A 25,109-nucleotide genomic window follows, 5' to 3' on the forward strand; every position below is an offset into this window, starting at 1 on the left:
CGACGGATTCACGCGGTTTCTTGCGTGCTTTGGCCCTTGAATGCTGCGCGTCAGGATGATCCGACAGATCCCGGCGATGCCTCACGGGCTCTGTGATACACAATTGAAAGGGGCCGCGCGGCAGGGGGGCCGGACCGGGCCGGCCCCCTGCCTGGATCAGAACGAGTAGCCCACGCGCAGGACGAAGGCCATCGCGTCGTTGTCTTCGAAGTTGGCCGCCGGGGCGATTTGCCCGACCGCCGTCTCCGCATCGCCTAGCGCGTAATAGCGCGCGGCCGCGGTCACCTTGAACGGGCCGGAGGTGTAGGTCGCCGAAAGGCCCACGGCATTGTAGCCGTTGATCGGGTTCAGGTTCGACTGATAGCCGCTCAGCGGTGTGTCATAGGTATAGGTCACGGCCCCGGACCAGGTTTCGTTGAACTGGTGACCGACGCCGATGGTCGATGTCGTGGTCGGGCCGTTGTACGACACGAGCGCGGCGCCGTTGGTCAGCTGCGCATACATCTCGGGCGCAATCTCGAACTGCTCCCAATCGACCCAGCGGACCGAACCGAACACCAGCCAGCCGGGCGCCACGCCGGTCTGGAAATCCAGGTTCACCGATTGCGGCGTGGTCACCGGCGTGGTGCTGTCCAGCGAGCCGATGGCCGAGCTTTCCGAGGTGGCCATCTCATAGTCGATGGCCGAATTGTAGGTCAGCGCGACCTTGGCCGCGATCTCGGGCTTTTCCCAGCCGACGCCAACGACATAGCCGAACTCGCCGCTTTCGTCGCCAGAGGCTTCGTACGGCGCGCCGGGATAGGGCACGCCCTTGCCAGCCGTGACGAAGGGGATCAGCGCATCGGCCGAAAGCGTCTGGTACCGGACACCGCCAAAGACGCTGATCTGATCAGGCGTGGTATAGCGCAGCAGGCCTGTGATCGATCCGGTGTCGAGCGTGGCCGTCGAGCCTTCGGCGAAATAGTCGGTGTCCAGAGGATAATCGACATCGGCGCCGAAGGGCTTGTCGAGAATGACGGCGCCCGAGAACCCGTTGGGCATGTCGAACTTCACGCCACCGTTGAACAGGGTGTAGTCGGTGGCCATGCTGCCCGAAGACTGGTTGCCCAGGAACGGGCTGACCTCGACCCCGGACACGTCCGGGACAAGTGTACCGAGTGTGAACTCGGCGTAGTTGCCCTGTTCGAACAGGAGCATGGCCGATTGCGTTGACCGGTCGATGCCGCCGGCATGGGCTGCGCCTGCTGCGCCAAGCACGGCGCTGATCGCCACGAGCGAAGTCTTCACGTTTTTCTCCCTCAGATGCACGGCTTTCGCGCCGCGCTGTCCCCTGGGCCAGAGTTCAAGACTCGCCGTCGTCGGTCAATCTGTTTCGTTGCGTCACGGTTTTGTGACGTTAGGAACCCGATCTTGCGGCACGGTCTGGGCTCTCAGGTTCACGAGGTTCGCGGCAAGAATGATTGCCGCGCCAACGATGACCAGCGGGTCCAGAGGCTCGGCGTACCAGATTGCTCCGACAACGGCGATGACCGGAAGGCGCAGGAAATCCACCATCACCACAAAGCTGGCCGGCGCCATGGACAGGGCGGTCGTCAGGCAAGTATGCGCCGTGACCCCCGCAAAGCCGATCAGGGCAAGCCAGGGCAGGGTGTGGGAATCCGGCAGATGCAGCACGCCGTCCCATCCGGCCAAAATGAGCCCGAAGCAGAACTGCATCAGGGTCAGCCAGAACAGGATCGACACGATGCTTTCGCCCCGGGTCAGCGCCTTTGTCATCAGCGAGGTGGCGGCAAAGCAGATCGCCGAGGCGGCAGCAGCAACCATGCCGGGTTGAATTGCGGTGAAATCCGGTCGGGTGGCAATGAGGATGCCGGCAAACCCCATCGCCGCAGCGAGGACCTTCAGCCGGGTCAGCCGTTCACCCAGCACCAGCGGCGACAGAAGGATCACCCAGATCGGCGAGGTGAACTCCAGCGCAAAGACCTGGGCCAGCGGGATCATGGTGAGCGCCCAGAACCACAGGTTCTGGCCCGTGAAGTGAAAGAGGTTGCGCATGAAGTGGCTGCCCAGCCGGTCTGACCGGACCTCGCGCAACCGTCCAAGGCCGCCTGCGACGAGGATGACAAGGATGAACCCCACAAGGGACCGCCAGGTCATGATCTCGAAGGTGTCGTGTCGCTCGGCAACGGCACGTCCAGCGATCGCCATGGCGCTGAATGCCGTGATCGAGCCCGACATCCAGAGCGCGGCAGTCAGCGGTCGGTCGGCCGGCCTGGAAGGGGCGGGGGGCAACATGCGGGCTCCGGCAAGGGAGGCCTTCATCTCCCGCCTTGCCGGCGAAGTCCAGACTGCTAGGCTGGCCCTGCAACAGGGGGGCAGGTGTGACCAAGAAGCTTCTTCGGGGAGAGCATGACCACCGCGTCGGTTTCGCGGAACTCTTCTTTGATCTGGTCTTCGTCTTCGCGATCACGCAGATCAGCCACCTTCTTCTGCACCATTACGATGTGAAGGGCGCGGTCCAATCCGGGCTCATCCTCCTCGCTGTCTGGTGGGTGTGGATCTACACGACCTGGGTGCTGAACCGCCTGGACCCCGAAGCGCCCGCAGTTCGCGGGTTGATCTTCGCCATGATGGTCTGCGGCCTGTTCCTGTCGATGTCGATTCCGGAGGCATTCGGGGAGCGGGGGTGGGTCTTCGGTCTGGCTTTCGCCGCCATGCAACTCGGCCGCACCCATTTCATGTACCTCGCGGCCGGAAACGACCAGGTGGTCAAGCGCACCTATCTGCGGATCTTCATCTGGTTCGTTCCGTCAGCTTTGCTGTGGATCGGCGGTGGCCTTGCAGACCCGAATCTGCGGCTCTGGTTCTGGCTGGCCGCCCTTGTGGTGGAGTATGTCGGACCGGCTGCAGGCTTCTGGCTGCCGGGCCTTGGCAGGGATGTCTCGTCCAACTGGAACGTGAAAGGCGAACACATTGCCGAACGCGCGGGCCTCTTCGTCATCATCTGCCTGGGTGAGACGCTGCTTGTTTCTGGGGCGACCTTTGCCGACCTCCATTGGGACATTGCCGGTCTTCTGGCCTTCCTGTCCTCGGCAACCTCGTCAATCGCGATGTGGTGGGTCTACTTCCACATCGGATACCACCGGGGAAGCACGCAGATCGCAACGTCGGATGATCCCGGTCGCATCGCCCGCCTTGCGTTCACCTATGCCCACATCCCCATAGTCGCCGGAATCGTGCTGGCTGCCGTTGGCGCCGAACGCGCCATCGCCCATCCTCATGCGCCGGGCTCGTTGGGTGAAGCCGCATCCATCGTCGGTGGCACAGCATTGTTCCTGGCCGGGAACGGCTGGTTCAAGGCGGTGTCCAAATGGTTCCCGCTGTCGCATCTTTTCGGCCTTGGGCTTCTTGCCGGCTTGTTCCTGCTGGCGCCCTGGCTGGACCTGCTGATGCTGAACTTGGGGTCGGCACTTGTGCTGGTGCTTGTCGCGATCTGGGAGGACAGGTCTCTCGCCTCCCATTCTCGCGCGTCCGCCTGAACGTCAGCCGGCGGGGCAGGCGACCTCCAGCCCGTGGACGTAGATCACGCAAGGGGACTCGAAGCAAAGTGTCACCACCGAAACCGTCTCGGCGTCCTCGATGCTGATGTATTCGCCATCGACCAGGCGCGAAACGGGAACCAGAGCCGTCGCCGTTCCGTAAAGCGCCTGTGCCCGCCAGTCGCGCAACAGGATCAACTGACCGGGCGCCAGGCACACATCGGCATCGGGGCGGTCATGGCCAAGCGCCGAAGCCGAAACCCGGATGACCGTGCCAGCAAGTTCGTCGGTGATCGCTGCGGTCAGCCGCCGGATCCCGTCTCGGGTGATGATCCTGTCGCCGGGCGCCAGCGTTTCCACGGCGCGTTCGCCCTGGGCGGTCAGCACGGTCGACCCGAAGGCCAGACCCATGGACGTGGTCGGGGTCGCGATCTGGCGCGGCTCTGCGACAGAAGCGGACTGCCCCTGGTGGGTGATGATCATCCGAAGATGTCCTGTTACTGCTGCTCTTTATGTTTTGTGGTAGAATAGGGCAGGAATACGGCTCGCGATAGGGGTTTTCGCGGCGCGTTTTTTCCTCTCGCATCCCACTGGCCTTCTTGCTAGAAGGACGCGGATTTTCGGGGGGTGCTCGGCCGGAGGGGCCGGGGGCTGACCCGTTTGCGGGTGTGGCGGAACTGGCAGACGCACCGGATTTAGGTTCCGGCGCCGCAAGGCGTGGGGGTTCAAATCCCTTCACCCGCACCAGAGGAACGGAAAGGTAGAAGACGGATGCAGGTCACCGAGACCCTGAACGAAGGCCTGAAGCGCGCCTACACCATCACGGTGACGGCGGCCGAACTGGACGCCAAGGTCCAGGAAAAGCTCATCGAGGCGCAGCCCGATGTCGAGATCAAGGGATTCCGCAAGGGCAAGGTTCCGCTGGCGATCCTGAAGAAGCAGTTCGGCTCGCGTGTTCTGGGCGATGCGATGCAGGAAGCCATCGACTCTGCCATGAAGGGCCATTTCGATGCCACCGGCGACCGCCCGGCGCTGCAGCCTGACGTGAAGATGGTCGGCGGCGACAGCTGGAAAGAAGGCCAGGATGTCGTGGTCGAGATGTCGTACGAAGCCCTGCCGCCGATTCCCGAATTCGACGCGACCGGCATCGTGCTGGAGCGCCTTGTCGTGAAGGCCGACGATGCGGCCGTCGCAGAAGCGCTGGAGAACCTCGCCGGTTCGGCCAAGAGCTTCGACGACCGCAAGAAGGGCTCGAAGGCCAAGGATGGCGATCAGGTCGTCATTGATTTCAAGGGCTCGGTGGACGATGTGCCGTTCGACGGCGGCTCGGCTGAAGACTACCCGCTGGTCCTGGGATCGGGGTCGTTCATCCCCGGCTTCGAAGAGCAGCTGGTGGGCGCCAAGGCCGGTGACGAGGTCAAGGTCAACGTGACCTTCCCGGAAAACTATGGCGCGGCCCATCTGGCCGGCAAGGCCGCCGTGTTCGACTGCACGATCAAGTCGGTGAAGGAGCCGAAGCCCGCCGAGATCGACGACGAACTGGCGAAGAAGTTCGGTGCCGAGGATCTGGCCGCCCTGAAGGGCCAGATCGCCGAGCGCCTGGAGGCCGAATACAAGGGCGCCTCGCGCGCGGTGCTGAAGCGCAAGCTTCTGGACCAGCTGGACGCGCTGGTGAAGTTCGACCTGCCGCCGGCCCTGGTCGAGGCCGAGGCCGCGCAGATCGCCCACCAGCTGTGGCACGAAGAGCATCCGGAAGAGCACGGCCACCAGCATGGGTCCATTGAGGCCACGGACGAGCACAAGATGCTTGCCGAACGCCGCGTGCGCCTGGGCCTCTTGCTGGCCGAGGTCGGCCGGAAGGCCGAAGTCACCGTCAGCGATGCCGAGATGACCCAGGCCGTGCTTGCGGCGGCCCGCCAGTATCCGGGCCAGGAACGCGCCTTCTTCGAATTCGTGCAGAAGAACGCCCAGATGCAGCAGCAACTGCGCGCGCCGATCTTCGAAGACAAGGTTGTCGATCACATCGTGGCCATGGCCAAGGTTTCCGACAAGGAGACCTCGAAGGACGACCTGCAGAAGGCCGTCGAGGCTCTGGACGAGCTCTGATCGCGTAGCACCGACGCGGATCGGCAGAAGGGCGGCCGAAGGGCCGCCCTTTCGCTTTCGCGTCATCTTGCGACAGCCTGTGTCGCGCTGGCGCGGGCAGGGCGAAGGGCCGGCGCATAGGGTTGCGAAAACCCGGGCTCCGTTCATGCCATTCCTTCGTTCTGCGCCGCTGGCCGGCATCCTGTGCTTGCTTGTCGGGCTCGCGGTCTTTTCGGTTCAGGACCTCGTCCTGAAACTCCTCTCCAGCCGCTATCCGCTCTACCAGATCATGCTGATGCGCGGCTTGGTCAGCTTCCCGCTGCTTCTTCTCATGGTCCGGGCCGAGGGCGGCCTGCACCTTCTGTTCACGCCCGGCCTGCCCGCCATGATCCTGCGGGGGGTCGTGATGTTCGTGGCCTACGCCGCCTTCTACCTTGCCCTGGCGGCCCTGCCGTTGCCGACCTCGGTTGCGCTCTACTTCTCCGGGCCACTGTTCATCACCCTCTTGTCGGTCCTGGTTCTGCGAGAAAGAGTCGGACTTGTGGGTTGGGCGGCCGTCCTCATCGGCTTTGCCGGCGTCGTGGTCATGGTGCGCCCAGGCAGCGGGATCTTCGACTGGGCCTCGCTGTTGCCGGTGCTGTCCGGTCTGACCTACGGGGTCGCGATGATCGCGGCGCGGAAGATGGGGGCGACCGAGTCCGCAGGAGCCATGGCCTTCTGGGGAAACGCCGTCTTCATTGTCATCGCGGCGGGCTTGGCGCTGGTCTTTGCAGGGGGGTCCCTTGGCGGGGACATGCACCCCAGCCTGTCCTTCCTGATGCGCGGATGGGAATCTGCCCCGCTTCCCGATCTTGGCCTCATGGCCGCGACCGGCGTGATCGCCGCAATCGGGCTGTGGCTTCTGACCACCGCCTATCGGCTGGCCCAGGCCAGCACGGTTGCGCCCTTCGAATACACGGCCATGATCTGGGGCGTGATCTGGGGCTGGACGATCTGGGGCGAATGGCCGGATGCCCTTGGCTGGCTCGGGATCGCCGCGATCATCGGGGCGGGGCTTGCCATGGCTTTGGCCCGCGCTGCCCCGCGCGAGTCGGGGCACGCGGTCGAGGCCCCTGGAAGCGATCCCACGTCCGACAGATAGGCGATCTGGGCCGGTCCAACCCCGGACTCAGCTCAGCAGTATGTCCGAAGCCTGCATCGAGACATTTCCGGAAAAGAAGGCAATGGCATCCACGCCGCCTGAGGGATCGCTTCCGTTGCGGTCCCAAACCAGCATCGTCTCGTTGGCGACACTGTCATAGACCAGAACGAACTGGCCCTGGGGCCCGACTGCCGTTCCGACCGAGAGCCTGTCTTCGGGCAACCGGCCGGTCAGCTCGTAGCCGGTGGCATAGAAAGCGGCGATGGACAGGCGGTCCACACCGGTTTCGAAATCCGTGACAAGGGTGCGACCCAGCTCTGAATTGCGGAAGACGAAAAGGTCGCTCCCAAGCCCTCCGGTCAGCGTCGCGCCATCGGCAGACGAGAACAGCCTGTCATTGCCTTCGCCGCCATCTGCCGTATCGGCGCCATGCCCGGGCGCGATCGTGTCATTTCCCGCGCCCCCGAACAGCTGGTCGTCATCCTGGCCACCCTGGATCATGTCGTTTCCACCGGCTCCGAACAGCGTATCGTTGCCCTCCCAGCCATATAGAATATCGTCGCCGTTCCACGTCGAGGCCACGTCATCGTGGTTCGATCCGATGACCTCATATCGCTCGAAGCCGCGGATGACGGACAGTTGCCCATCATCGACGCTGCCATCCGACCCGTCGACGATGAAATAGATCGAGCTGTCTGCCTGCATGACCCGAAGCAGGTCATCGCCGGCCCCGCCGTACAGGGTGTTTGCCTCGACCGGTGTGTACATCAGCGTGTCGTTGCCACCCATCATCGACACTTCGTTCGCGCCGCCACCGACGGTCACGCTGTCGTCGTAGGCGCCGCCCCGGATCGTGTCGTCCCGGTCGCCCACCAGCACGATCAGGCGCTCGACCGAGGTGAAGGTGGCTTCCAGACCACCCAGAGTGCGGGCATGGATCGAAGGCCCGCTGATCGAGATGTCGGCGGGCGTCAGGTCGGTCAGCCAGAACAGCCCAAGCGCGTCGATCCCCGCGCCGCCATAGACAGTGGCGTTGCCGATTGCCGTGCAGCTGAAATAGTCGTCCCCGGTGCCGCCGTAGGCAACGCTCAGGCCGGCAGTGACGACTTCCATCAACTGCATCACATCGCTCCCCGCGCCACCATACAACGTGTCGATGCCCCCATACCCCCCAAGGATCGTGTCATCGCCGTCCCCGCCGTAGGCCAGATCGCCGCCGTTGCCGGTGTTGATCAGGTCATTTCCGGCACCGGCTTTCAGGGTGTCGTTCCCGTCCATGCCATAGATGGAATCGTCGCCCCCCAGACCAGAAAGGGAATCGGGGTCGTTCGTGCCTTGCAGCAGCTCCGGGTCGGGGGTGCCGGTCTTGATTGCCATTGAACTGAAACTCCTGGGAAAATGCCAAAGTCACAATCTGCCGGGGCAGGCTGCATAACCCGGTGGAGCCTAACATGCTTGTTGGAATGATGAATAGTCAGACAGAATGAAAAAAGGCGCCCGGGAGGGCGCCTTTTCTTCCGCCTTTTTGGCAGAAATCACTCTTCGGAAGCAGCGCCGCCGATGTCGTCGAACAGTTCGGCGATCTCGAACTCGGCCGCAGCTTCCGCCTCGGCCGCCAGTTCCTGGATCGACTTGCCCGAAGCCTGAAGTTCGGCTTCTTCGACCGACCGGGCGACGTTCAGCTTCACCTTGACCACGACTTCGGGGTGCAGCACCACCGAAACGGTGTGCATCCCCAGGTCCTTGATCGGACGGTCAAGCGTGACCTGCGACCGCGAAAGGGTGAAGCCCGCCTCGGTCGCGGCATCCGCCGCGTCCCGGTTGGTGACCGAGCCGTAAAGCGCGCCGGCGTCCGAAGCCGAACGGATCACGACGAAGACCTGGCCGTCGAGCTTGGCGGCGACGGCTTCGGCCTCCTTCTTCGTTTCCAGGTTGTCGGCTTCGAGCTGTGCCTTGCGGGCCTCGAACGACTTGATGTTCGCCTCGTTGGCGCGCAGCGCCTTGCCCTGGGGCAGGAGGAAGTTGCGGGCGTAGCCGTCCTTGACGGTCACGACTTCGCCCATCTGGCCGAGCTTGGCCACGCGCTGGAGAAGGATCACTTGCATTTCAGTAATCTCCTCACTTCACGGCATAGGGCAGAAGAGCCAAGAACCGCGCGCGCTTGATAGCGGCGGCAAGCTCACGCTGCTTCTTGGCCGAAACGGCGGTGATACGGGACGGCACGATCTTGCCGCGCTCCGAGATATAGCGCTGCAGCAGACGCGTGTCCTTGTAGTCGATCGCCGGGGCATTGTCGCCCGAGAACGGGCAAACCTTGCGGCGACGGAAAAACGGTTTGGTGGCCATGGTTTATGGTCCTTTCCTGAAGCCTTGGATCAACGACGGAAGCCGCCGGCCGGGCGGTCGCCACGGTCGGGACGGTCACCGAAGCTGCGCTCGCGACGCTCACCGCCGCCGAAGCCGCCCTCGGGACGGTCGCCACGGTCGCCACGGTCACGCTCGTCGCGCTTCTGCATCTGGACCGACGGGCCTTCGGCGTGCTGGTCGACCTTGATGGTCAGCACGCGCATCACGTCGTCATGCAGGCGCATCAGGCGTTCCATTTCCTGCACGGCGGCCGCCGGGGCGTCCGACTTCAGCAGGGCATAGTGGCCCTTGCGGTTCTTGTTGATCTTGTAGGCCATCGTCTTGACGCCCCAGTACTCGCTTTCCACGACCTTGCCGCCGTTGTCCGCGAGGACGGTGGAGAAGTGTTCGACAAGGCCTTCGGCCTGGGCGCTGGACAGATCCTGGCGCGAGATGAAGACATGCTCGTAAAGCGGCATGTGTACTCCGATTTTCGGGCGCATTTCAAAGGACGGCGATCCCGGCCGCTCCGTCCACGAGAGTATGCGCCGGGTCAAGCAGGGCTTGCGGCGGGATGCGGCCTTATAAACGCCCGCGCCCTGGATGCAAGCGCGAAGTCGCGGAAAGCTAAGGTGTTGGACGGGCGATCATGGGCAATTATGAACGCCGAGTTAATACGAAAACGTAACGCATTGATTTTAAATGGTCGTGCCAAGCGTCCGAGCTCGGACGCCCCTGCCAGGGCCGGGCCGTCGCAAGCCTCTCGCAGCGACCCGGCGTTGCGCCTTTCGCGGCCAAAGGCTATTCGGGGCCAAACAGGGGGACCCAGATGAGCAAGGCATTCGTCTTTCCGGGACAGGGCGCGCAGACCATCGGCATGGGCAAGGCCTTGGCCGAGGCCTATCCGGCCGCCAGGGCCGTGTTCGAGGAAGTCGATGCCGCACTCGGCGAAAAGCTGTCCGACCTGATCTGGTCCGGCACCATCGAAGACCTGACGCTGACGGCCAATGCGCAACCTGCCCTCATGGCCACCTCGATCGCCGCCCTTCGCGCCATGCAGGCCGAAGGCTTCGGGCTCGACCTCACCTCCTTCGTGGCCGGCCATTCGCTCGGCGAATACTCGGCGCTTTGTGCCGCAGGCGCGCTGGACCTGTCCGACACCGCCCGTCTGCTGCGCATCCGCGGCATCGCGATGCAGGAAGCCGTCCCGGTTGGCCTCGGCGCCATGGCGGCTCTTCTCGGGCTCGATTTCGCCGCCGCCGCCGAAGTGGCGGAAGAGGCGGCCAAGGGCGAAGTCTGCCAGGCCGCAAATGACAATGACCCGGCTCAAGTCGTCGTCTCCGGTCACAAGGCCGCCGTCGAGCGGGCCCTGGAGATTGCCAAGTCGCGCGGCGCAAAGCGGGCGATCCTGCTGCCGGTCAGCGCCCCCTTCCACTGCGCCCTGATGCAGCCCGCCGCAGACCGCATGGCCCTTGCCTTGGCCGAGGTGACGATCAGGGCACCTGCTGTACCGGTGGTCGCAAATGTCCGCGCCGAGGCGGTGACAGACCCCGAGACGATCCGTCGCCTCCTGGTGGAACAGGTTACCGGTTCGGTCCGCTGGCGAGAGTCGGTCCTGTGGATGGCCGGGCAGGGCGTCACCGAGTTCTGGGAAATCGGCGCCGGCAAGGCGCTTTCGGGCATGGTAAAGCGCATCGCCAAGGACGCAGCCACACGGTCGATTGGCACGCCCGAAGACATCGCGGCGCTCAAGGGCTGAAGAAGGGAACGGACATGTTCGATCTGACGGGAAAATCGGCGCTGATCACCGGCGCCTCGGGCGGGATCGGCGGTGCCATCGCCAAGGCGCTGCACGGTGCCGGAGCAACGGTTGCCCTGTCGGGAACGCGCACCGGGCCGCTTGAAGACTTGGCGGCAGAACTGGGGTCGCGTGTGCATGTGCTACCCTGCGACCTTTCTGATGCCACCGCCGTCGAGGCGTTGCCCAAGCAGGCGATCGAGTCGATGGGTGCGGTTGACGTGTTGGTCAACAATGCCGGCATCACCCGCGACAACCTCTTCATGCGCATGTCGGACGAGGAATGGCAGTCGGTGATCGACGTCAACCTGACCTCGACCTTCCGTCTTTGTCGCGGTGTGCTGCGCGGCATGATGAAGTCGCGGTGGGGCCGCATCGTGAACATCTCCTCCGTGGTGGGGGCCACCGGCAACCCGGGCCAGGGAAACTATGCGGCCTCGAAGGCCGGGATGGTCGGCATGTCGAAAAGCCTCGCCGCCGAGGTGGCAAGCCGCAACATCACGGTGAACTGCGTGGCGCCGGGCTTCATTACCACGGCCATGACCGACAAGCTGAACGACGACCAGAAGGCGCGGATCCTGACGCAGGTTCCGGCCGGCCGCATGGGCACGGCAGAAGAGATCGGCGCGGCAGTCCTGTACCTTTCCAGCCCCGAGGCAGGCTATGTCACCGGCGCCGTCCTTCACGTCAATGGCGGTATGGCCATGATCTGACGTCCCCTTGGCTGCGGGAAAGCGTTTGCCTTGCGTCCCCCCGCTTGCTATGGGAGCGAACGATGCGGGTCGGGAAACCGGCCCCCCTTGGTACAGGCCAGGGTAGAGACAACTAGGCGGGCAGGGCCCGCGGGAACAGAGGAAGTGACATGAGCGACATCGCCGATCGCGTGAAGAAGATCGTCGTCGAGCATCTGGGCGTGGAAGAGGACAAGGTGACCGAGAATGCCTCGTTCATCGACGACCTCGGCGCAGACTCGCTGGATACCGTCGAACTGGTGATGGCTTTCGAGGAAGAGTTCTCGATCGAGATCCCGGACGACGCGGCCGAGACCATCCAGACCTTCGGCGATGCGGTGAAGTTCATCTCCTCCGCCGTCTGATCCTTCCGTCAGGACGGACAGCAGGGCGCCCCGTGGGGCGCCCTTTGCTTTTTCCGCAGGTCCCGGCGAATTGTCACTGCGGCGCCGTCGAGGCTCTGGCATGATCTCCCGGCGCAGCGGGGAGGGTGACATGGCCAGTCTGAAAGCGATGTTCGGGGCGGGGGAGGCGAAGACCTTCCTCGGCCTTCCGGCCTGCGCCGACCTGCGGCAGCTGGACCGGCGGATTGCCGTGATGGGGGCGGATGGTTGCACGCCCTATCCCTCGGTCGGGTTCTACTGCGCCGGCGGGCCGGCGGCGATCCGGGCGGCGGGGCAGGCCTATGCGGCGAACCTGGCCCATGTGAACTTTGATCTGGGCGGGCCGGTCTTTCCGGGGGCCATTGCCGCGGTGGATGCCGGGGACATCCCCGTGGCGCCCGACGATCCGGTGGGCAACCGTTCGCGGATCGAAGCGGCGGTGGGGGCGGTGCTGGACCGGCGGGGCGTACCGGTGCTGCTGGGGGGCGACGATTCCCTGCCGATCCCGATGCTGGGCGCCTGGGCCGGGCGGGGGCGGCGGCTGACCGTGCTTCAGATCGATGCCCATGTGGACTGGCGGGACGAGGTGGGGGGCGAGCGGTGGGGGCTGTCGTCCACCATGAGGCGGGCCAGCGAGATGGGGCATGTGGAGCGGATCGTCCAGGTGGGGCAGCGGGGCATCGGCTCGGCCCGGATGGAGGATGCCCGGGCGGCGCTGGACTGGGGGGTCAGCTTCGTGCCCGCCGGGGAGGTGGCCCGCGACGGGGTCTGGCGGGCGGTGGATCTGGTGCCCGAGGGGTCCGAGGTCGTGGTCTGCCTGGATGTGGATGCCCTGGACCCCTCGGTCATGCCGGCGGTCATCGGGCGGACCTCGGGGGGGCTGTCCTACTGGCAGGTGATGGAGCTGATCGGGGGGGTGGCGGAGCGGGCCCGGATCGGGGGCTTTGCCCTGACGGAGTTCATGCCCGACCGGGATATAGATGGGCTGGGGGCCCTGGTCGCGGCCCAGCTTCTGACCGGGGTGCTGGGGGTCATCGCCCGGCAGGGGTGAGGGGCGTCCGAGCTCGGACGCTTTGGTGGTGATAGTGATTTCAATGGGTTACTGGCGCGGATTAACTTGGACTTAAGGATTGTCCAAGGGTGAGCCCCGACCTACGCGGGTTGGAAGGGTGACCAACCGAGAGACCAGCCCACCGAACCAAAGGCGTCGCAGGTGAGGGGGCGCAACAAAGCGTTGTGACCGTTGTTGCAGCGGTGGGGGAATGCCGCAGTCTAGTCTTGGTGTTGCCGGTCTGTGGGCTTCACCCAACCGTTCGCTAGCCCTTGCCCCGTTCGATCACGGCGCCGAGGGCGCTTGCGATGTCGGCGTAGAACGAAGCATAGGCCGCGATCCGGGTGCGGGGGCTTTCCGCTTCTGGCGGCAGTGTCCGGCTGAGCGCGAGGATTTCCTCTGAGGTTTCGGTCAAGTTTCGTACCATCTCTCCCAGCAGACCGACATGGAGATCGCCGGTGATGCGAAAATAGTCCTGCCGGTCTTGGGGTTTGCGCAGGCGTTCGATCACATGGCACGAGGCAAGCATGCGCGTGTTGGTGCTGATGCTGCCGCGGCTGACTTGCAGTTCCCGTGCCAGATCGCCGAAGGACAGTTCTGACCCGTCGTACAAGAGCACGGCAAGAATGCCGCCGGCGATTGGCGTCATGCCCTGCTGGGGCGCGATACGCTGCATCAAGGCGATGAACTCGGCGCGTTTGTCCATGGCGAACCCTGGGTTGTCCGAATTCGACATAGAGCCGGTTGACAGCCTTATCCAGCCCCCCTATCTGAGCGTTCAGTGCAAACTGAACAATAAGCCTCGACCTTGCCTTGCCAGAGCCGCGCATTTCCTTCCCTGGCAAAGCCAGCACGGCGCTTCCGGCTTTGCACGGACCTGACAGCGCCCGACGCCCGCCACCTCGGGCGCGCAGAGGCAGGCGAAGGGCGGGCGGGCGACCCAGAGACACCATCCCGCCCGGACGCCCCTGACAGGGGCGTTCACACCGGGCAAAACCAAGGAGTACCCTTCATGCAGATATCCGTTCTGGGAACCGGCGCCATCGGCAGTGCCTTTGCCGAGGCGTTCCTGAAGGCTGGCCATCAGGTCACCGTCTACAACCGCTCTGCCGACAAAGTGGCGCGTCTCGTTGCCCTGGGTGCGACCCATGTCGCCACACCCGCCGCGGCCATGACGGCCGGCGGGGTCGTCCTGGTGGCGGTTACGGATGGCAAGGCGCTCAAGGCGGTGCTGGACGGCATCCCGGCCGCGGCACTATCCGGCGCAAAGATACTGAATGCATCGACGACGCGCGTGGTCGAGATCGCCGAGATCGCCGCCGATCTTGCCGGCAAGGGCGCCGATCTGGCCGAGGTTTCGGTCAATGTCGGCCCCGATCAGATTCGCGAAGGCCAGGGCATGTATCTGCTGGGCGCCTCGGAGACGGACACCGGTCTTTGGACCGGGCTTCTGACCGGCATCGGAAGCGTGGTGCATCGCGCGGGGGAGGTGGGAGATGCATCGCGGGCCGAATTGCCGCTTCTGATGTCCTATCTTTTCGGGTTGGTCGCCGCAGCCCATGTCGCCGCTGTCGTGGCACGGGACCGGACGCCCGATGATATTCTTGCGACCTATGTCTATCCGGCCCTGCCCGCCGCGCAATATGCCGTACCGCAGATGATGGCGCGGGCCTATGCCGATGCTTCGGCCTCGGTCGATGCCTTCCGGGCGCTGGCCGACAACGCCGTGGCGGATTTTGCCGCCATGGGCTATCCCACCGACGTTCTGGAGGCCATGGCAGCGATGTTCGCCAGGGCATCGGCGGCAGGTTTCGGTGGCAAGGATGGCTCGGCCGTTTTCGAAAGCCTGCTCGTGGCGCAGGCGCCCGCGCCCCTGGAGGGCTGATCGTCTGACCGTCTTAGGCGCCGGAACCGTGCCAGAGGGCAGGGGAATGGCGGGGTGGACCCCGGCCTGCGGCGGGGCAGGCCGGGGTTTCTTCGGCTTGCGTCCGGCGCGGCCTGTCTCTTAGGCTTGGGCGGTGTCACGCAGGGGGCGGAAATGGCCTGGGCTCTGGTTCGGACCAACCGGGACTATCGGCTGCTTCTGACGGCGAGTTCGGTCTCGAACCTTGGCGATGGTGTCCTCGCGGTGGCTTTGCCCTGGTTGGCGACGCTGCTCAGCGACAATGCCATGCTGGTCGCGGCGGTGGCCACGGCGCAGCGTCTGCCGTGGTTCCTGTTCTCGCTGCCGGCCGGGGTCTGGACCGACCGGGCGGACCGGCGGCTTCTGATGGTGCGGGCGGACCTGGTGCGGGTCGCGCTGATGGTCGTGACCGTGCTGATGGTGATGTCGCAGGCGGCCTTGCCGGCAGAGACAGGGTCGGGGCCGGTCCTGACGCTGATCCTCGTGGCCTTCCTGATCGCGTCGGCCGAGGTGGTGCGGGACAATGCGGCGCAGACCATCCTGCCCTCGATTGTTGCGGCGGGCGATCTGGAGCGGGCGAATGGCCAGATGTGGAGTGCCGAGCAGGTGGCCGGGCAGTTCGTCGGCCCGCCGCTGGCCGGGCTTCTGATCGGGGCGGCGGTGGTGCTTCCCTTCGGTCTGGACGCCACGATCTATGCGCTTTCGGCCGGGTTGCTGTGGCTGATCGCCCTGCCGCCGCGCGCCGCCGGGCAGACCGCGCGGTTCTGGCCGGCCCTGCGCGAGGGCTTCGGCTGGATGCGGCGGAACCCGGTGATCCTGCGGCTGGCGATCATGCTGGGCGTGATCAATGCGGTCTTCATCGGCGGCACGACGATCCTGGTGCTTTATGCCCAGGAGGTGCTGGGGCTGTCGGCGGCGGGCTATGGGTTGCTTCTGACCTTTGGTGCCCTGGGCGGGGTGGCGGGCGGGTTGCTCGCGCCGAAGGTCGCGGCCCGGCTGGGGATGCGGCGGAGTCTTCTGGTGGCCCTGGGCCTGTTCGTGGCGCTGAACCTGATGCTGGGCTTTGGCAGTATCCCCGCCCTGGCGGCGGCGGCGCTGTTCCTGGAGGCCGCTTCGGGGATGCTGTGGAACGTGGTCACGGTCAGCTATCGCCAGCGGCTGATCCCCGATGCGCTTCTGGGCCGGGTGAATTCGGTCTATCGCTTCTTCGGCTGGGGGGCGATGCCTTTCGGGGCGATGGCGGCCGGCGCGCTGGTCACGGTGTTGACGCCAGAGATCGGTCGGCAGGCGGCGCTTCATGCGCCCTATCTGGTGGCGGCGGCGGTTTGTGCCGGGCTGATGGCCTATGCGGTGCTGCGGTTGCGCTTCGACTGAGGGGGCGGAGTCGGATGCGGACAGGACAGGGGGCGGTGGCGGCGGGCATGAACGAACAGGCGGGCGCGGCCCTGGTGGCGGCTTTGGGGCCGGGGGTTGTGATCAACCTGGCCGAACGGGCGGACCGGCGGGCGGAGATGGCGGGGGAGCTGGCGCGGCTGGGGCTGGCGGTGGATGGGCCGGCGGTGCGGCTGTTCGCGGCGGTGCGGCCGGCGGAGGCGGGCGGGTTTCCCACCATCGGCACGCGCGGTTGTTTCCTGAGCCATCTGGGCGTGTTGCGTCTGGCGCGCGAGGCGGGCTGGGATCGCGTGATGATCCTGGAGGATGATCTGGATTTCGTGCCCGACATCGCGGGGCGGTTGCCGGCCGTGCTGTCCGCGCTGGAGGGGCAGGACTGGAGCCTGTTCTATGGCGGCTATGGCGAGGTGCCGGCTGGCGAGCGCGCGGGTGCGGGGCTGGTGCGGCTGGACCCGGCGGCGGGAGTGCGCTGCACGCATTTCATGGCGGTGCGGGGGCCGGCCATCGGCGAGCTGGTGGGTTATCTGGAGGCGATGCTGGCGCGGCCTGCGGGCAGCCCCGAGGGCGGGCCGATGCATGTGGACGGGGCCTATTCCTGGTATCGGGCGGCGCATCCGCATCGGCTGACGCTGGCCGCGGTGCCGCCCCTGGGCGTTCAGCGGCCCTCGCCCACCGATATTCTGGGGCGGCCCTGGTTCGACCGGGTGGGCCTGCTGGCGCCGGTGGTGCGGCTGGCGCGGGGCGTGAAGCGGCGGATGCGCGGCTGAGGGCGCGGCGCCGCCGGTCGGGCTGCGCGTTCGGGCGGCGATTGTTGCGCCGGTGGGGGGGGCCGTGTATCAGGGCGCGAAACTGCGCGCGGAGGGGACATGCGTCGGGTTGTCGTCACGGGTCTGGGTCTGGTCACGCCGCTGGCCTGCGGGGTGGAAGAGACGTGGAACCGGCTTCTGGCCGGGCAATCGGGGGCGGGGCCGATCACGCGGTTCGATGCCTCGACCGTGATCACCAAATACGCCTGCGAGATTCCGCGCGGCGACGGCTCTGACGGCACATTCAATCCGGACGACTGGATGGAGCCGAAGGAGCAGCGCAAGGTCGATGACTTCATCCTGTACGGCATGGCGGCGGCAGTGCAGGCGGTGCGCGATGCCGGCTGGGAGGACCCCTCGGAAGAGGAAAAGCTGCGCACGGGCGTGATGATCGGATCGGGCATCGGCGGGCTGGCCTCGATTGCCGAGACGGCGGTGCTGATCAAGGAACGCGGCACGAAGCGCGTGTCGCCCTTCTTCATTCCCGGTGCGCTGATCAACCTGATCTCGGGTCAGGTGTCGATCCGCTTTGGCTTCAAGGGGCCGAACCATTCGGTGGTGACGGCCTGTTCGACGGGCGCCCATGCCATTGGCGATGCGGCGCGGCTGATCATGTGGGGCGATGCCGATGTGATGGTGGCAGGAGGGGCGGAGAGCCCGATCTGCGAGATCGGCATTGCCGGGTTCAACGCCTGCAAGGCGCTGTCGACCAAGCGGGCGGACGAGCCGGCGAAGGCGAGCCGGCCCTATGACGCGGACCGCGACGGGTTTGTCATGGGCGAAGGCGCAGGGATCGTGGTGCTGGAGGAATACGAGCACGCGAAGGCGCGCGGCGCGAAGATCTATGCGGAAGTTGTGGGCTATGGGCTTTCGGGCGATGCCTATCACATCACCGCGCCGTCGGAGGATGGCGATGGCGGCTATCGGTCGATGGCGGCGGCGTTGAAGCGGGCGGGGCTGACCCCCGCGGACGTGGATTACATCAACGCGCATGGCACGAGCACCATGGCCGACACGATCGAGCTGGGCGCAGTGGAGCGGCTGATGGGTGATGCGGCGGCGGGGGCGACCATGTCTTCGACCAAGTCGTCCATCGGGCATTTGTTGGGGGCGGCGGGCGCGGTTGAGGCGATCTTCTGCGTGCTGGCGATCCGCGACCAGGTGGCGCCGCCGACGATCAACCTGGACAATCCGGCGGTGGCGCCGAAGCTGGACCTGGCGCCGAATGCGGCGCGGCCGCGCAGGATTGACGTGGCGCTGTCGAACTCCTTCGGCTTTGGCGGCACGAATGCGAGCCTGGTGCTGAAGCGGGTGACGGGCTGATGTGGCGGTCGGTCGCCTCGAACGCGCTGACGCTGTTCATCGTGATCCTGGTGGTCGCGGCGGGGGTGCTGGCCTGGGGCCGGCAGGAGTATTCCGGGCCTGGCCCCCTGACCGAGGCGATCTGTTTCCGGGTCGAGAAAGGGGCTTCGCTCAGCGCGGTGAGCCGGGGGCTGGAGGCTCAGGGGGCGATCAGCGATGCGCGGATCTTCCGCATCGGGGCGGACTATTCCGGCAAGGGCAGTGGGCTGAAGTTCGGGTCCTACCTGATCGGGCCGGGGTCTTCGATGGCTGAGGTGCTGGATGACCTGACGGCGAGCGGGCAATCGACCTGCGGGCGCGAGATCAACTTCCGCATCGGGGTGAATGCGGCCGACGTGATCCTGCGCGAGCTGGATCCGGCGACGAACCGCTATGTCGAGGTGGTGAAGTTCGACCCTGCCGTGGAGGCGGTGCCCCAGGCCTATGTGGATGTGTCAGGGGAGCCGGACGTGCGGTTCCGCGTGACGCTGGCCGAGGGTGTGACGAGCTGGCAGGTGGTCGAGGCGCTGAAGCGGGCCGAGTTCCTGACGGGCGAGGTGAAGACCGTGCCGCCCGAGGGGGCGCTGGCGCCTGATTCCTATGAGGTGGCGCGCGGCGACGACCGGCAGGCACTGCTGGACCAGATGGCGGCGCGGCAGGCGGCGATCCTGGCGGACCTGTGGGCCGCGCGGGTGGACGGTCTGCCCTATGACACGCCGGAAGAGGCGCTGATCATGGCCTCGATCGTGGAGAAGGAAACCGGCGTGCCGGAAGAGCGGCCGCAGGTGGCGAGTGTCTTCATCAACCGGCTGGCGCAGGGGATGCGGCTGCAGACGGACCCGACGGTGATCTATGGCATCACCAACGGGCAAGGCGTGCTGGGGCGGGGGCTGCGGCAGAGCGAGTTGCGGCGTGAGACGCCCTACAACACCTATGTCATCGACGGGCTGCCGCCGACGCCGATTGCCAACCCCGGCAAGCTGTCGATCGAGGCGGCGCTGAACCCGGCGGTCACGGAGTACCTGTTCTTCGTGGCAGACGGATCGGGTGGCCATGCCTTTGCCGCGACGCTGGACGAGCACAACGAGAATGTCGCGCGCTGGCGGGCCATCGAGGCCGAGCGGGGGCAGGCGGAAGAGGGCGGCGTGCAGGGGAACTGAGGCCCCGCGCGCTGTCTTGTCACGAACTGCGATGTCGTCACGGATCTGTTTCCGGTTGCATGGTGTAGGATGCATTCCGGGGAGAATTGATTCCCTTATCTGGAGGAGGCTGCCATGAAGACCCGTATTCTTGCTGCACTTCTGCTGACGCCGATGCTGGCTTTGCCGGCGCTTGCCATGGACCCGGACCCCACCACGTTCACCTGCTCTCAGTGGTGGGATTCCAATGAATCGGTCCAGATTGCCTTCCTGAGAAATGCCAAGGCCTGGGCGACGGATGCAGCCAATGCGCCGAACACCGCCAAGCTGCAGGCGGCGATCCTGAGCCTGTCGGACACGGATGCGCGCAACGCCATCAACCGCGCCTGCGACGGGCAGGACGTGAACCAGGTGGTCATCGACCTGGTCAACAAGTGATCTGTCGTGCTCCGGGCGGCAGGACCGCCCGGAGCACATTCCTGCTGCATCTCTGCTTCGGGGCGGAGGCGGCAAAGGGAGAAGGGCGTCAGACGGCCCGAATCCCATTATGCGCTGTCGTCAGCCCCGGACGGGGCAGGTCGAAAAGCCCAGCATCGAGTAGAGCGGGCAGGTGCCGAAGAGGCCGGTGACCAGCGGCACGATGCCGATGAGCTTGAGCCAGTGGGCCGTGCCTGAACCCTGATCGACGAAGAACCACACAAGCAGGGCGAGCCCCACCACGATGCGGATGATGCGGTCCGCGCCGCCGACATTGCTCTTGAACATCTGAACCTCCTGTGCGGGGCAATCCCGATGTGACCATACTGCGCCGGGCGGCTGCGGCTGTCTGTGATCTGGTCACAGTCCGTCGCGGGCGACGCGGTCCAGCGCGGCGCTGTCGATGAGGCGGACGCCGCCGCGCTGCGTTTCGACCCAGCCCGCGCGGTGGAAGGCTTCGAGCCGGCGGGACACGACTTCGCGCGCGGTGCCGATCCGGGCCGCAAGTTCGGCTTGGGTGGCATGGACGGTGCCGTCGCGGGCGAGGTCCAGCAGGGCTGCGGCGAGGCGGCTTTCGACGCGGGCGAAGGCCACCTGTTCCAGAAGCCGGGTGACATCGGCCATGCGGCGGGCGAAACTTTTCAGCACGAAGCCGCGGAAGGCCGGTTCGTCCTGCATGAGACGGTCGAAGAGCCCGGCCGGGATCAGGACTGCGCGAAGGGAATGGGCGGCGATGGCTTCGCCGGTATAGGCCTCGCCGCCGATGAGGCCGAGCGTGGTCCGGATGCAGGATTGGCCCGGCTCGACGGCGTAAAGCAGGATCTCTCGGCCCGTTGCGCCGGTGAGGAAGACCTCGACCCGCCCGCTGACCACGACGAGGAAGCCTTGCGCCCTGTCGCCCGGGCGGAAGAGCACTGTGCCGGCGGGCAGGTCGCGGGGCGGGAGCGCCGCAAGCGCGTGGCTGGCGCGATCGGAGAGATCGGTGAGGTGATCGGTCCAGGGCATGGGACAGTGATGGCCCATGTGGGGCGAAACGCAAGTGTCTGGCGGGGGAGGCCGTTGAGGGGCGGCGGAAAGGGTTAACGAATTATTGATGCAGCGCGCAACAAGTCGTTGTTATGACTGAATTTTTATCTTGACCCCGCGGCCGGTCCGGTGTATCCCTTGTGACATGCTGGAAGAGGTGGGCAAGCGGCCTGGGGGCAACCCCGGTGCCGCTTTTTCATTTCCGCTCGGTCGGGGGTGACACGGAAAGGCGGACGGCAGCGCATGACGATCAGGTTCGATACCGGAGACGACCCGCCAGTGGATCTGCTGGCGGCAACCGAGGGGCTGTACCGGGAGACGGCGGAAGAGCTGATCCGCGCGATGCAGGGCATCCGCGCGGGCAGTCTGGGCGAGGTGAAGACCGCCACGCAGGCGGTGAAGGATCTTCGCGCCGCGCTTCATCTGGTGATGGAAGAGAGGAACCGAGTTGAAAAGAGCCGCAGAGAGATCGCGGGGGCTGTCGGAGCCGGCGCCCTCGACCTGGGAGCCGCGCGCGATGAGATCGGGCGCCGGCTGGCTCGCCTCCGCGACGCCGGATGAGGTGGAGGAATTCCTTGGGGGGTTGAGCGACAACGCGCTGTTGTCGCTGCCCTGGATTTTCGAGTTCTGGGCGCTGCCGCATCAGCTGCCTCCTGACGGGGTGTGGTCCACCTGGGTCATCATGGGGGGGCGGGGTGCCGGCAAGACGCGGGCCGGGGCCGAGTGGGTGCGGGCGCAGGTGGAAGGCGCCACCCCCTCGGACCCCGGCAGGGCGCGGAAGGTGGCGCTGGTGGCCGAGACCATCGAGCAGGCGCGGGAGGTGATGGTGATGGGCGAGAGCGGGATCATGGCCTGTTCGCCCCCCGACCGGCGGCCGGAGTGGCAGGCGACGCGCAAGCGGCTGGTCTGGCCGAACGGGGCGGAGGCGCGGCTGTATTCCGCGCATGATCCCGAGGCGCTGCGGGGGCCGCAGTTCGATTCGGCCTGGGCGGATGAGCTGGCCAAATGGCCCAAGGCCGAGGACGCCTGGGACCAGCTGCAGTTTGCACTGCGGCTGGGGGAGAGCCCTCGGGCGGTGGTGACGACGACGCCGCGCAATGTGGGGGTGCTGAAGGCGATTCTGCGGAACCCGTCTTCGGTTGTGACCCATGCCCCGACCGAGGCGAACAAGGCGCATCTGGCGGCGAGCTTCCTGGAAGAGGTGAGGGCGCGCTATGGCGGGTCCACCATCGGCCGGCGGGAGCTGGACGGTGTGCTGACCGAGGAGGTCGAGGGCGCGCTGTGGACGGCCGGGACGCTGGATCGGGCACGGGTGGCCGAAGCGGGGCGGCTGTCGCGGGTTGTCGTCGCGGTGGACCCGCCGGTCAGCGGGACGGGCACGTCGGACGAATGTGGCATCGTGGTGGTCGGGGCCGTGACCGACGGCCCGCCGCAGGACTGGCGGGCGGTGGTTCTGGAGGATGCGACCGTGCAGGGCGCGAGCCCCGAGGGCTGGGCCCGAGCGGCGCTGGCGGCGATGGACCGCCATGGCGCGGACCGGCTGGTGGCCGAGGTGAACCAGGGCGGCGATCTGGTGGCGAGCGTGATCCGGTCGCTGGATGCAACGGTGCCCCTGCGCTGCGTGCATGCGAGCCGGGGAAAGGTGGTGCGGGCCGAGCCGGTGGCGGCGCTGTACGAGCAGGGGCGTGTCGCGCATCTGCCGGGTCTGGGACGGCTGGAGGACCAGATGCGGCAGATGGCGGTGACGGGTTATGCCGGGCGCGGTTCGCCCGACCGGGTGGATGCGCTGGTCTGGGCGCTGACCGAGCTGATCGTGGAGCCGGCGCAGCGGCTGCGGGGCGCGCCACGGGTGCGGACGCTGGGGTAGCTGGCGGAGCGGTAGAGCCGAGATGAAGCGCATTTGACTCGAATGCGTGCGGTCGGGTGCCGGCTGGCTTTGCCAGGCGGGCAAGGAGAGATGCGGGATGGTGTTCGATTTCCTGAAACGCGGTGGCCCTGCGGCCGCCGCGCCGGTCGGGGTGCCTGAGACGAAGGCCTCGGCAACCGGGCGGGTGGTGGCCTTTGCGAGCTCGGGCCGGGTGGCCTGGTCGCCGCGCGATGCCGTGTCGCTGACGCGGGCGGGGTTCCAGGGCAACCCGGTCGGATTCCGCGCGGTGAAGATGGTGGCCGAAGCGGCGGCGGCCCTGCCGCTGGTGGTGCAGGATGCCGACCGGCGCTATGACCTGCATCCCTTGGGTGCGCTTCTGGCGCGGCCCAACCCGGCGCAGGGGCGGGCGGAGCTGTTCGAGGCGCTGTATGGCTTCCTGCTGCTGTCCGGCAATGCCTATGTCGAGGCGGTGCCGGGGGCGGGGGCGCTGCCGGGCGAGTTGCATGTGCTGCGGCCGGATCGCATGGCGCTTGTACCGGGGCCGGATGGCTGGCCGGTGGCCTATGAATATTCGGTGGGCGGGCGGGCGCATCGCTTTGACATGACGGGCGAGGCGCAGCCGATCTGCCATCTGAAGGGCTTTCATCCGCAGGACGACCATTACGGCCTGTCTCCCTTGCAGGCGGCGGCGGTGGCGGTGGATGTGCACAACGCGGCATCCAGCTGGTCGAAGGCTTTGCTGGACAATGCGGCGCGGCCATCGGGGGCCATCGTCTATCGCGGGCAGGACGGGCAGGGGACCCTGAGCCCCGACCAGTACGACCGGCTGCTCAGCGAGATGGAGAGCCATCATCAGGGCGCTCGAAACGCCGGGCGGCCGATGCTGCTGGAGGGCGGGCTGGACTGGAAGCCCATGGGGTTTTCGCCCAGTGACATGGAGTTTCACGAGACGAAGCTCGCGGCGGCGCGCGAAATCGCGGTGGCGTTCGGTGTGCCGCCGATGCTGCTGGGCATTCCGGGGGATGCCACTTACGCGAATTACCAGGAGGCCAACCGGGCCTTCTACCGGCTGACGGTGCTGCCGATGGCGCAGAAGGTGCTGGCGGATCTGTCCTTCTGGCTTTCGGGCCAGACTGGCGAGGCGGTGGAGGTGAAGGTGGACCTGGATCAGGTGCCGGCGCTGGCGGTGGAGCGCGACCAGCTATGGGCGCGGGTGGCGGCGGCGCCCTTCCTGACCGACGAGGAGAAGCGGGTGCTTCTGGGCCTGCCGCGGCTGGCGGGGGGCGCATGAGCGGGTCGCGGTTCCTATACGACAGTTTCGATGCGGCCTCGGCCCGGATCGACGCGCATGAGCGCGTGATGGAGGAACGCTGGACGGCGCTCGAGTTTCGCCTCGCGCAGATCGACGGGGCGCTGGAGCGGCTGGAAAAGCGCATCTGGCTGGGGGTTTACGGGGTGGCGGCCTTTCTGCTGGCGCAGGGGGCCGAGGCGATCATTCACGCGGCGACGAGGTGACGGATGGACTGGGCATATGGCGCCCCGGAGCGGAAATATCACCGCCCCGAGGCGGGGCTGGTGGTGACGGAAGGCCGGGTGGTCGAGGGCTATGCCTCGCTCTTTGGCCGCAAGGACCAGGGGGGCGATGTGGTGCTGCCGGGGGCCTATGGTGCCTCGCTGAAGGCCCTGGGCGCGGCGGGGCGGCGGGTGAAGATGCTGTGGCAGCATGATCCGGCGGCGCCCATCGGCGTGTGGGACGAAGTGCGCGAGGATGAGCGCGGCCTCTGGGTCAAGGGGCGTATCCTGACCGAGGTGGAACGGGGCCGCGAGGCGGCGGCCCTGCTGGCGGCGGGGGCTATCGACGGGCTGTCGATCGGCTATCGAACGGTAAGGTCCGAGCGCGATGCCAAGGGGGTGCGGCGGCTGGCCGAGGTGGAGCTTTGGGAGGTGTCCCTGGTGACGTTTCCGATGCTGCCCGAGGCGCGGGTGCAGGCCAAGGGCGAGGGGACGGGACTGGGCTGGCAGCGGCTGGCCGAGGTGCTGGAGACGGCGCGGGCCGAGCTGGCGGCGCGCTGATTTGATCGGAA

The 25,109-nt window shown here is 66.5% G+C and carries 28 protein-coding genes and 1 tRNA gene; 19 read left to right on the plus strand and 10 right to left on the minus strand.

The window, feature by feature from the left end:
- Window positions 1-156: 156 nt before the first annotated feature.
- Together JO391_RS04880 and JO391_RS04885 are read right to left on the minus strand one after the other, a co-directional pair.
- On the minus strand, window positions 157-1,287 hold the full coding sequence (locus JO391_RS04880) for a hypothetical protein (RefSeq protein WP_259444826.1): 1,131 nt from the start codon (window positions 1,285-1,287) through the stop codon (window positions 157-159).
- A 93-nt stretch (window positions 1,288-1,380) separates the two neighbouring features.
- Complete coding sequence (locus tag JO391_RS04885; protein ID WP_220663069.1) at window positions 1,381-2,295, minus strand: DMT family transporter; 915 nt, start codon at window positions 2,293-2,295, stop codon at window positions 1,381-1,383.
- A gap of 86 nt (window positions 2,296-2,381) precedes the next feature.
- On the opposite strand from JO391_RS04885, the gene JO391_RS04890 reads away from it, so the two are divergent.
- Entirely contained in the window at window positions 2,382-3,539 is a 1,158-nt protein-coding gene (locus tag JO391_RS04890) for a low temperature requirement protein A (RefSeq protein WP_220663070.1), read from the plus strand.
- Between the two features lie 3 nt (window positions 3,540-3,542).
- On the opposite strand, the gene JO391_RS04895 is transcribed toward JO391_RS04890, so the two are convergent.
- On the minus strand, window positions 3,543-4,022 hold the full coding sequence (locus JO391_RS04895; protein WP_220663071.1) for a Hint domain-containing protein: 480 nt from the start codon (window positions 4,020-4,022) through the stop codon (window positions 3,543-3,545).
- Between the two features lie 179 nt (window positions 4,023-4,201).
- Here JO391_RS04895 and JO391_RS04900 point away from each other — a divergent pair.
- From JO391_RS04900 to JO391_RS04910, 3 genes are all read left to right on the plus strand, one after another.
- Window positions 4,202-4,286 (plus strand) — tRNA-Leu (locus tag JO391_RS04900).
- A gap of 24 nt (window positions 4,287-4,310) precedes the next feature.
- Entirely contained in the window at window positions 4,311-5,645 is a 1,335-nt protein-coding gene (tig, locus tag JO391_RS04905) for a trigger factor (RefSeq protein WP_220663072.1), read from the plus strand.
- Window positions 5,646-5,790: 145 nt separating this feature from the next.
- Window positions 5,791-6,765 carry a DMT family transporter gene (locus tag JO391_RS04910; RefSeq protein ID WP_220663073.1) on the plus strand — a complete coding sequence of 325 codons (975 nt, stop codon included), beginning with the start codon at window positions 5,791-5,793 and terminating at the stop codon, window positions 6,763-6,765.
- 27 nt (window positions 6,766-6,792) lie between these two features.
- On the opposite strand, the gene JO391_RS21700 is transcribed toward JO391_RS04910, so the two are convergent.
- The 4 genes from JO391_RS21700 to rpsF form a co-directional block, all read right to left on the minus strand.
- On the minus strand, window positions 6,793-8,142 hold the full coding sequence (locus JO391_RS21700) for a calcium-binding protein (RefSeq protein WP_220663074.1): 1,350 nt from the start codon (window positions 8,140-8,142) through the stop codon (window positions 6,793-6,795).
- Window positions 8,143-8,300: 158 nt separating this feature from the next.
- Entirely contained in the window at window positions 8,301-8,870 is a 570-nt protein-coding gene (gene rplI / locus JO391_RS04920; RefSeq protein ID WP_220663075.1) for a 50S ribosomal protein L9, read from the minus strand.
- 13 nt (window positions 8,871-8,883) lie between these two features.
- On the minus strand, window positions 8,884-9,111 hold the full coding sequence (gene rpsR, locus JO391_RS04925; RefSeq protein WP_220663076.1) for a 30S ribosomal protein S18: 228 nt from the start codon (window positions 9,109-9,111) through the stop codon (window positions 8,884-8,886).
- Between the two features lie 29 nt (window positions 9,112-9,140).
- Window positions 9,141-9,590 (minus strand): 30S ribosomal protein S6, encoded by a 450-nt coding sequence (rpsF, locus tag JO391_RS04930; protein ID WP_220663077.1) that lies wholly within the window; start codon window positions 9,588-9,590, stop codon window positions 9,141-9,143.
- 350 nt (window positions 9,591-9,940) lie between these two features.
- On the opposite strand from rpsF, the gene fabD reads away from it, so the two are divergent.
- From fabD to JO391_RS04950, 4 genes are all read left to right on the plus strand, one after another.
- Complete coding sequence (gene fabD / locus JO391_RS04935) at window positions 9,941-10,870, plus strand: ACP S-malonyltransferase (RefSeq protein ID WP_220663078.1); 930 nt, start codon at window positions 9,941-9,943, stop codon at window positions 10,868-10,870.
- Between the two features lie 14 nt (window positions 10,871-10,884).
- Window positions 10,885-11,622: a 3-oxoacyl-ACP reductase FabG gene (fabG, locus tag JO391_RS04940; protein WP_220663079.1), complete on the plus strand. Its 738-nt coding sequence runs from the start codon at window positions 10,885-10,887 to the stop codon at window positions 11,620-11,622.
- A gap of 149 nt (window positions 11,623-11,771) precedes the next feature.
- Window positions 11,772-12,005, plus strand: a complete 234-nt coding sequence (locus JO391_RS04945) for an acyl carrier protein (protein ID WP_220663080.1) — start codon at window positions 11,772-11,774, stop codon at window positions 12,003-12,005.
- 130 nt (window positions 12,006-12,135) lie between these two features.
- A complete protein-coding gene (locus JO391_RS04950; protein WP_220663081.1) occupies window positions 12,136-13,074 on the plus strand; it encodes an arginase family protein in 939 nt (312 codons plus the stop codon).
- 265 nt (window positions 13,075-13,339) lie between these two features.
- Here the strand turns inward: JO391_RS04950 and JO391_RS04955 are convergent, their stop codons facing one another.
- Window positions 13,340-13,780: a GbsR/MarR family transcriptional regulator gene (locus JO391_RS04955; RefSeq protein WP_220663082.1), complete on the minus strand. Its 441-nt coding sequence runs from the start codon at window positions 13,778-13,780 to the stop codon at window positions 13,340-13,342.
- 306 nt (window positions 13,781-14,086) lie between these two features.
- Here JO391_RS04955 and JO391_RS04960 point away from each other — a divergent pair, with 306 nt between their 5' ends.
- From JO391_RS04960 to JO391_RS04985, 6 genes are all read left to right on the plus strand, one after another.
- Window positions 14,087-14,959 carry an NAD(P)-binding domain-containing protein gene (locus tag JO391_RS04960; protein WP_220663083.1) on the plus strand — a complete coding sequence of 291 codons (873 nt, stop codon included), beginning with the start codon at window positions 14,087-14,089 and terminating at the stop codon, window positions 14,957-14,959.
- A gap of 153 nt (window positions 14,960-15,112) precedes the next feature.
- Window positions 15,113-16,351, plus strand: coding sequence for an MFS transporter (locus JO391_RS04965; protein ID WP_220663084.1), 1,239 nt, complete (start codon window positions 15,113-15,115; stop codon window positions 16,349-16,351).
- Between the two features lie 14 nt (window positions 16,352-16,365).
- Window positions 16,366-17,136 carry a glycosyltransferase family protein gene (locus JO391_RS04970; RefSeq protein ID WP_220663085.1) on the plus strand — a complete coding sequence of 257 codons (771 nt, stop codon included), beginning with the start codon at window positions 16,366-16,368 and terminating at the stop codon, window positions 17,134-17,136.
- Window positions 17,137-17,235: 99 nt separating this feature from the next.
- A complete protein-coding gene (fabF, locus tag JO391_RS04975) occupies window positions 17,236-18,498 on the plus strand; it encodes a beta-ketoacyl-ACP synthase II (RefSeq protein ID WP_220663086.1) in 1,263 nt (420 codons plus the stop codon).
- Entirely contained in the window at window positions 18,498-19,676 is a 1,179-nt protein-coding gene (gene mltG / locus JO391_RS04980; protein ID WP_220663087.1) for an endolytic transglycosylase MltG, read from the plus strand. Before fabF ends, mltG begins: the two co-directional genes overlap by 1 nt.
- 114 nt (window positions 19,677-19,790) lie before the next feature.
- On the plus strand, window positions 19,791-20,093 hold the full coding sequence (locus JO391_RS04985; RefSeq protein WP_220663088.1) for a hypothetical protein: 303 nt from the start codon (window positions 19,791-19,793) through the stop codon (window positions 20,091-20,093).
- Window positions 20,094-20,213: 120 nt separating this feature from the next.
- On the opposite strand, the gene JO391_RS04990 is transcribed toward JO391_RS04985, so the two are convergent.
- Entirely contained in the window at window positions 20,214-20,420 is a 207-nt protein-coding gene (locus JO391_RS04990; RefSeq protein WP_220663089.1) for a YgaP family membrane protein, read from the minus strand.
- A gap of 72 nt (window positions 20,421-20,492) precedes the next feature.
- Window positions 20,493-21,137: a Crp/Fnr family transcriptional regulator gene (locus JO391_RS04995; protein WP_220663090.1), complete on the minus strand. Its 645-nt coding sequence runs from the start codon at window positions 21,135-21,137 to the stop codon at window positions 20,493-20,495.
- A 264-nt stretch (window positions 21,138-21,401) separates the two neighbouring features.
- On the opposite strand from JO391_RS04995, the gene JO391_RS05000 reads away from it, so the two are divergent.
- From JO391_RS05000 to JO391_RS05020, 5 genes are all read left to right on the plus strand, one after another.
- The gene (locus JO391_RS05000) at window positions 21,402-21,719 is read left to right on the plus strand and encodes a hypothetical protein (RefSeq protein ID WP_220663091.1); all 318 of its coding nucleotides are present in this window, start codon (window positions 21,402-21,404) and stop codon (window positions 21,717-21,719) included.
- Window positions 21,676-23,025, plus strand: a complete 1,350-nt coding sequence (locus tag JO391_RS05005; protein ID WP_220663092.1) for a DNA-packaging protein — start codon at window positions 21,676-21,678, stop codon at window positions 23,023-23,025. Before JO391_RS05000 ends, JO391_RS05005 begins: the two co-directional genes overlap by 44 nt.
- A 97-nt stretch (window positions 23,026-23,122) precedes the next feature.
- Entirely contained in the window at window positions 23,123-24,316 is a 1,194-nt protein-coding gene (locus tag JO391_RS05010) for a phage portal protein (protein ID WP_220663093.1), read from the plus strand.
- The gene (locus tag JO391_RS05015) at window positions 24,313-24,540 is read left to right on the plus strand and encodes a GTA head formation protein, RCAP_rcc01685 family (RefSeq protein ID WP_220663094.1); all 228 of its coding nucleotides are present in this window, start codon (window positions 24,313-24,315) and stop codon (window positions 24,538-24,540) included. Before JO391_RS05010 ends, JO391_RS05015 begins: the two co-directional genes overlap by 4 nt.
- A 3-nt stretch (window positions 24,541-24,543) precedes the next feature.
- Window positions 24,544-25,098 (plus strand): HK97 family phage prohead protease, encoded by a 555-nt coding sequence (locus tag JO391_RS05020; protein WP_220663095.1) that lies wholly within the window; start codon window positions 24,544-24,546, stop codon window positions 25,096-25,098.
- Window positions 25,099-25,109 lie beyond the last annotated feature (11 nt).

Origin of the sequence: Neotabrizicola shimadae, assembly GCF_019623905.1 — a bacterium.
GTDB lineage: Bacteria > Pseudomonadota > Alphaproteobacteria > Rhodobacterales > Rhodobacteraceae > Neotabrizicola > Neotabrizicola shimadae.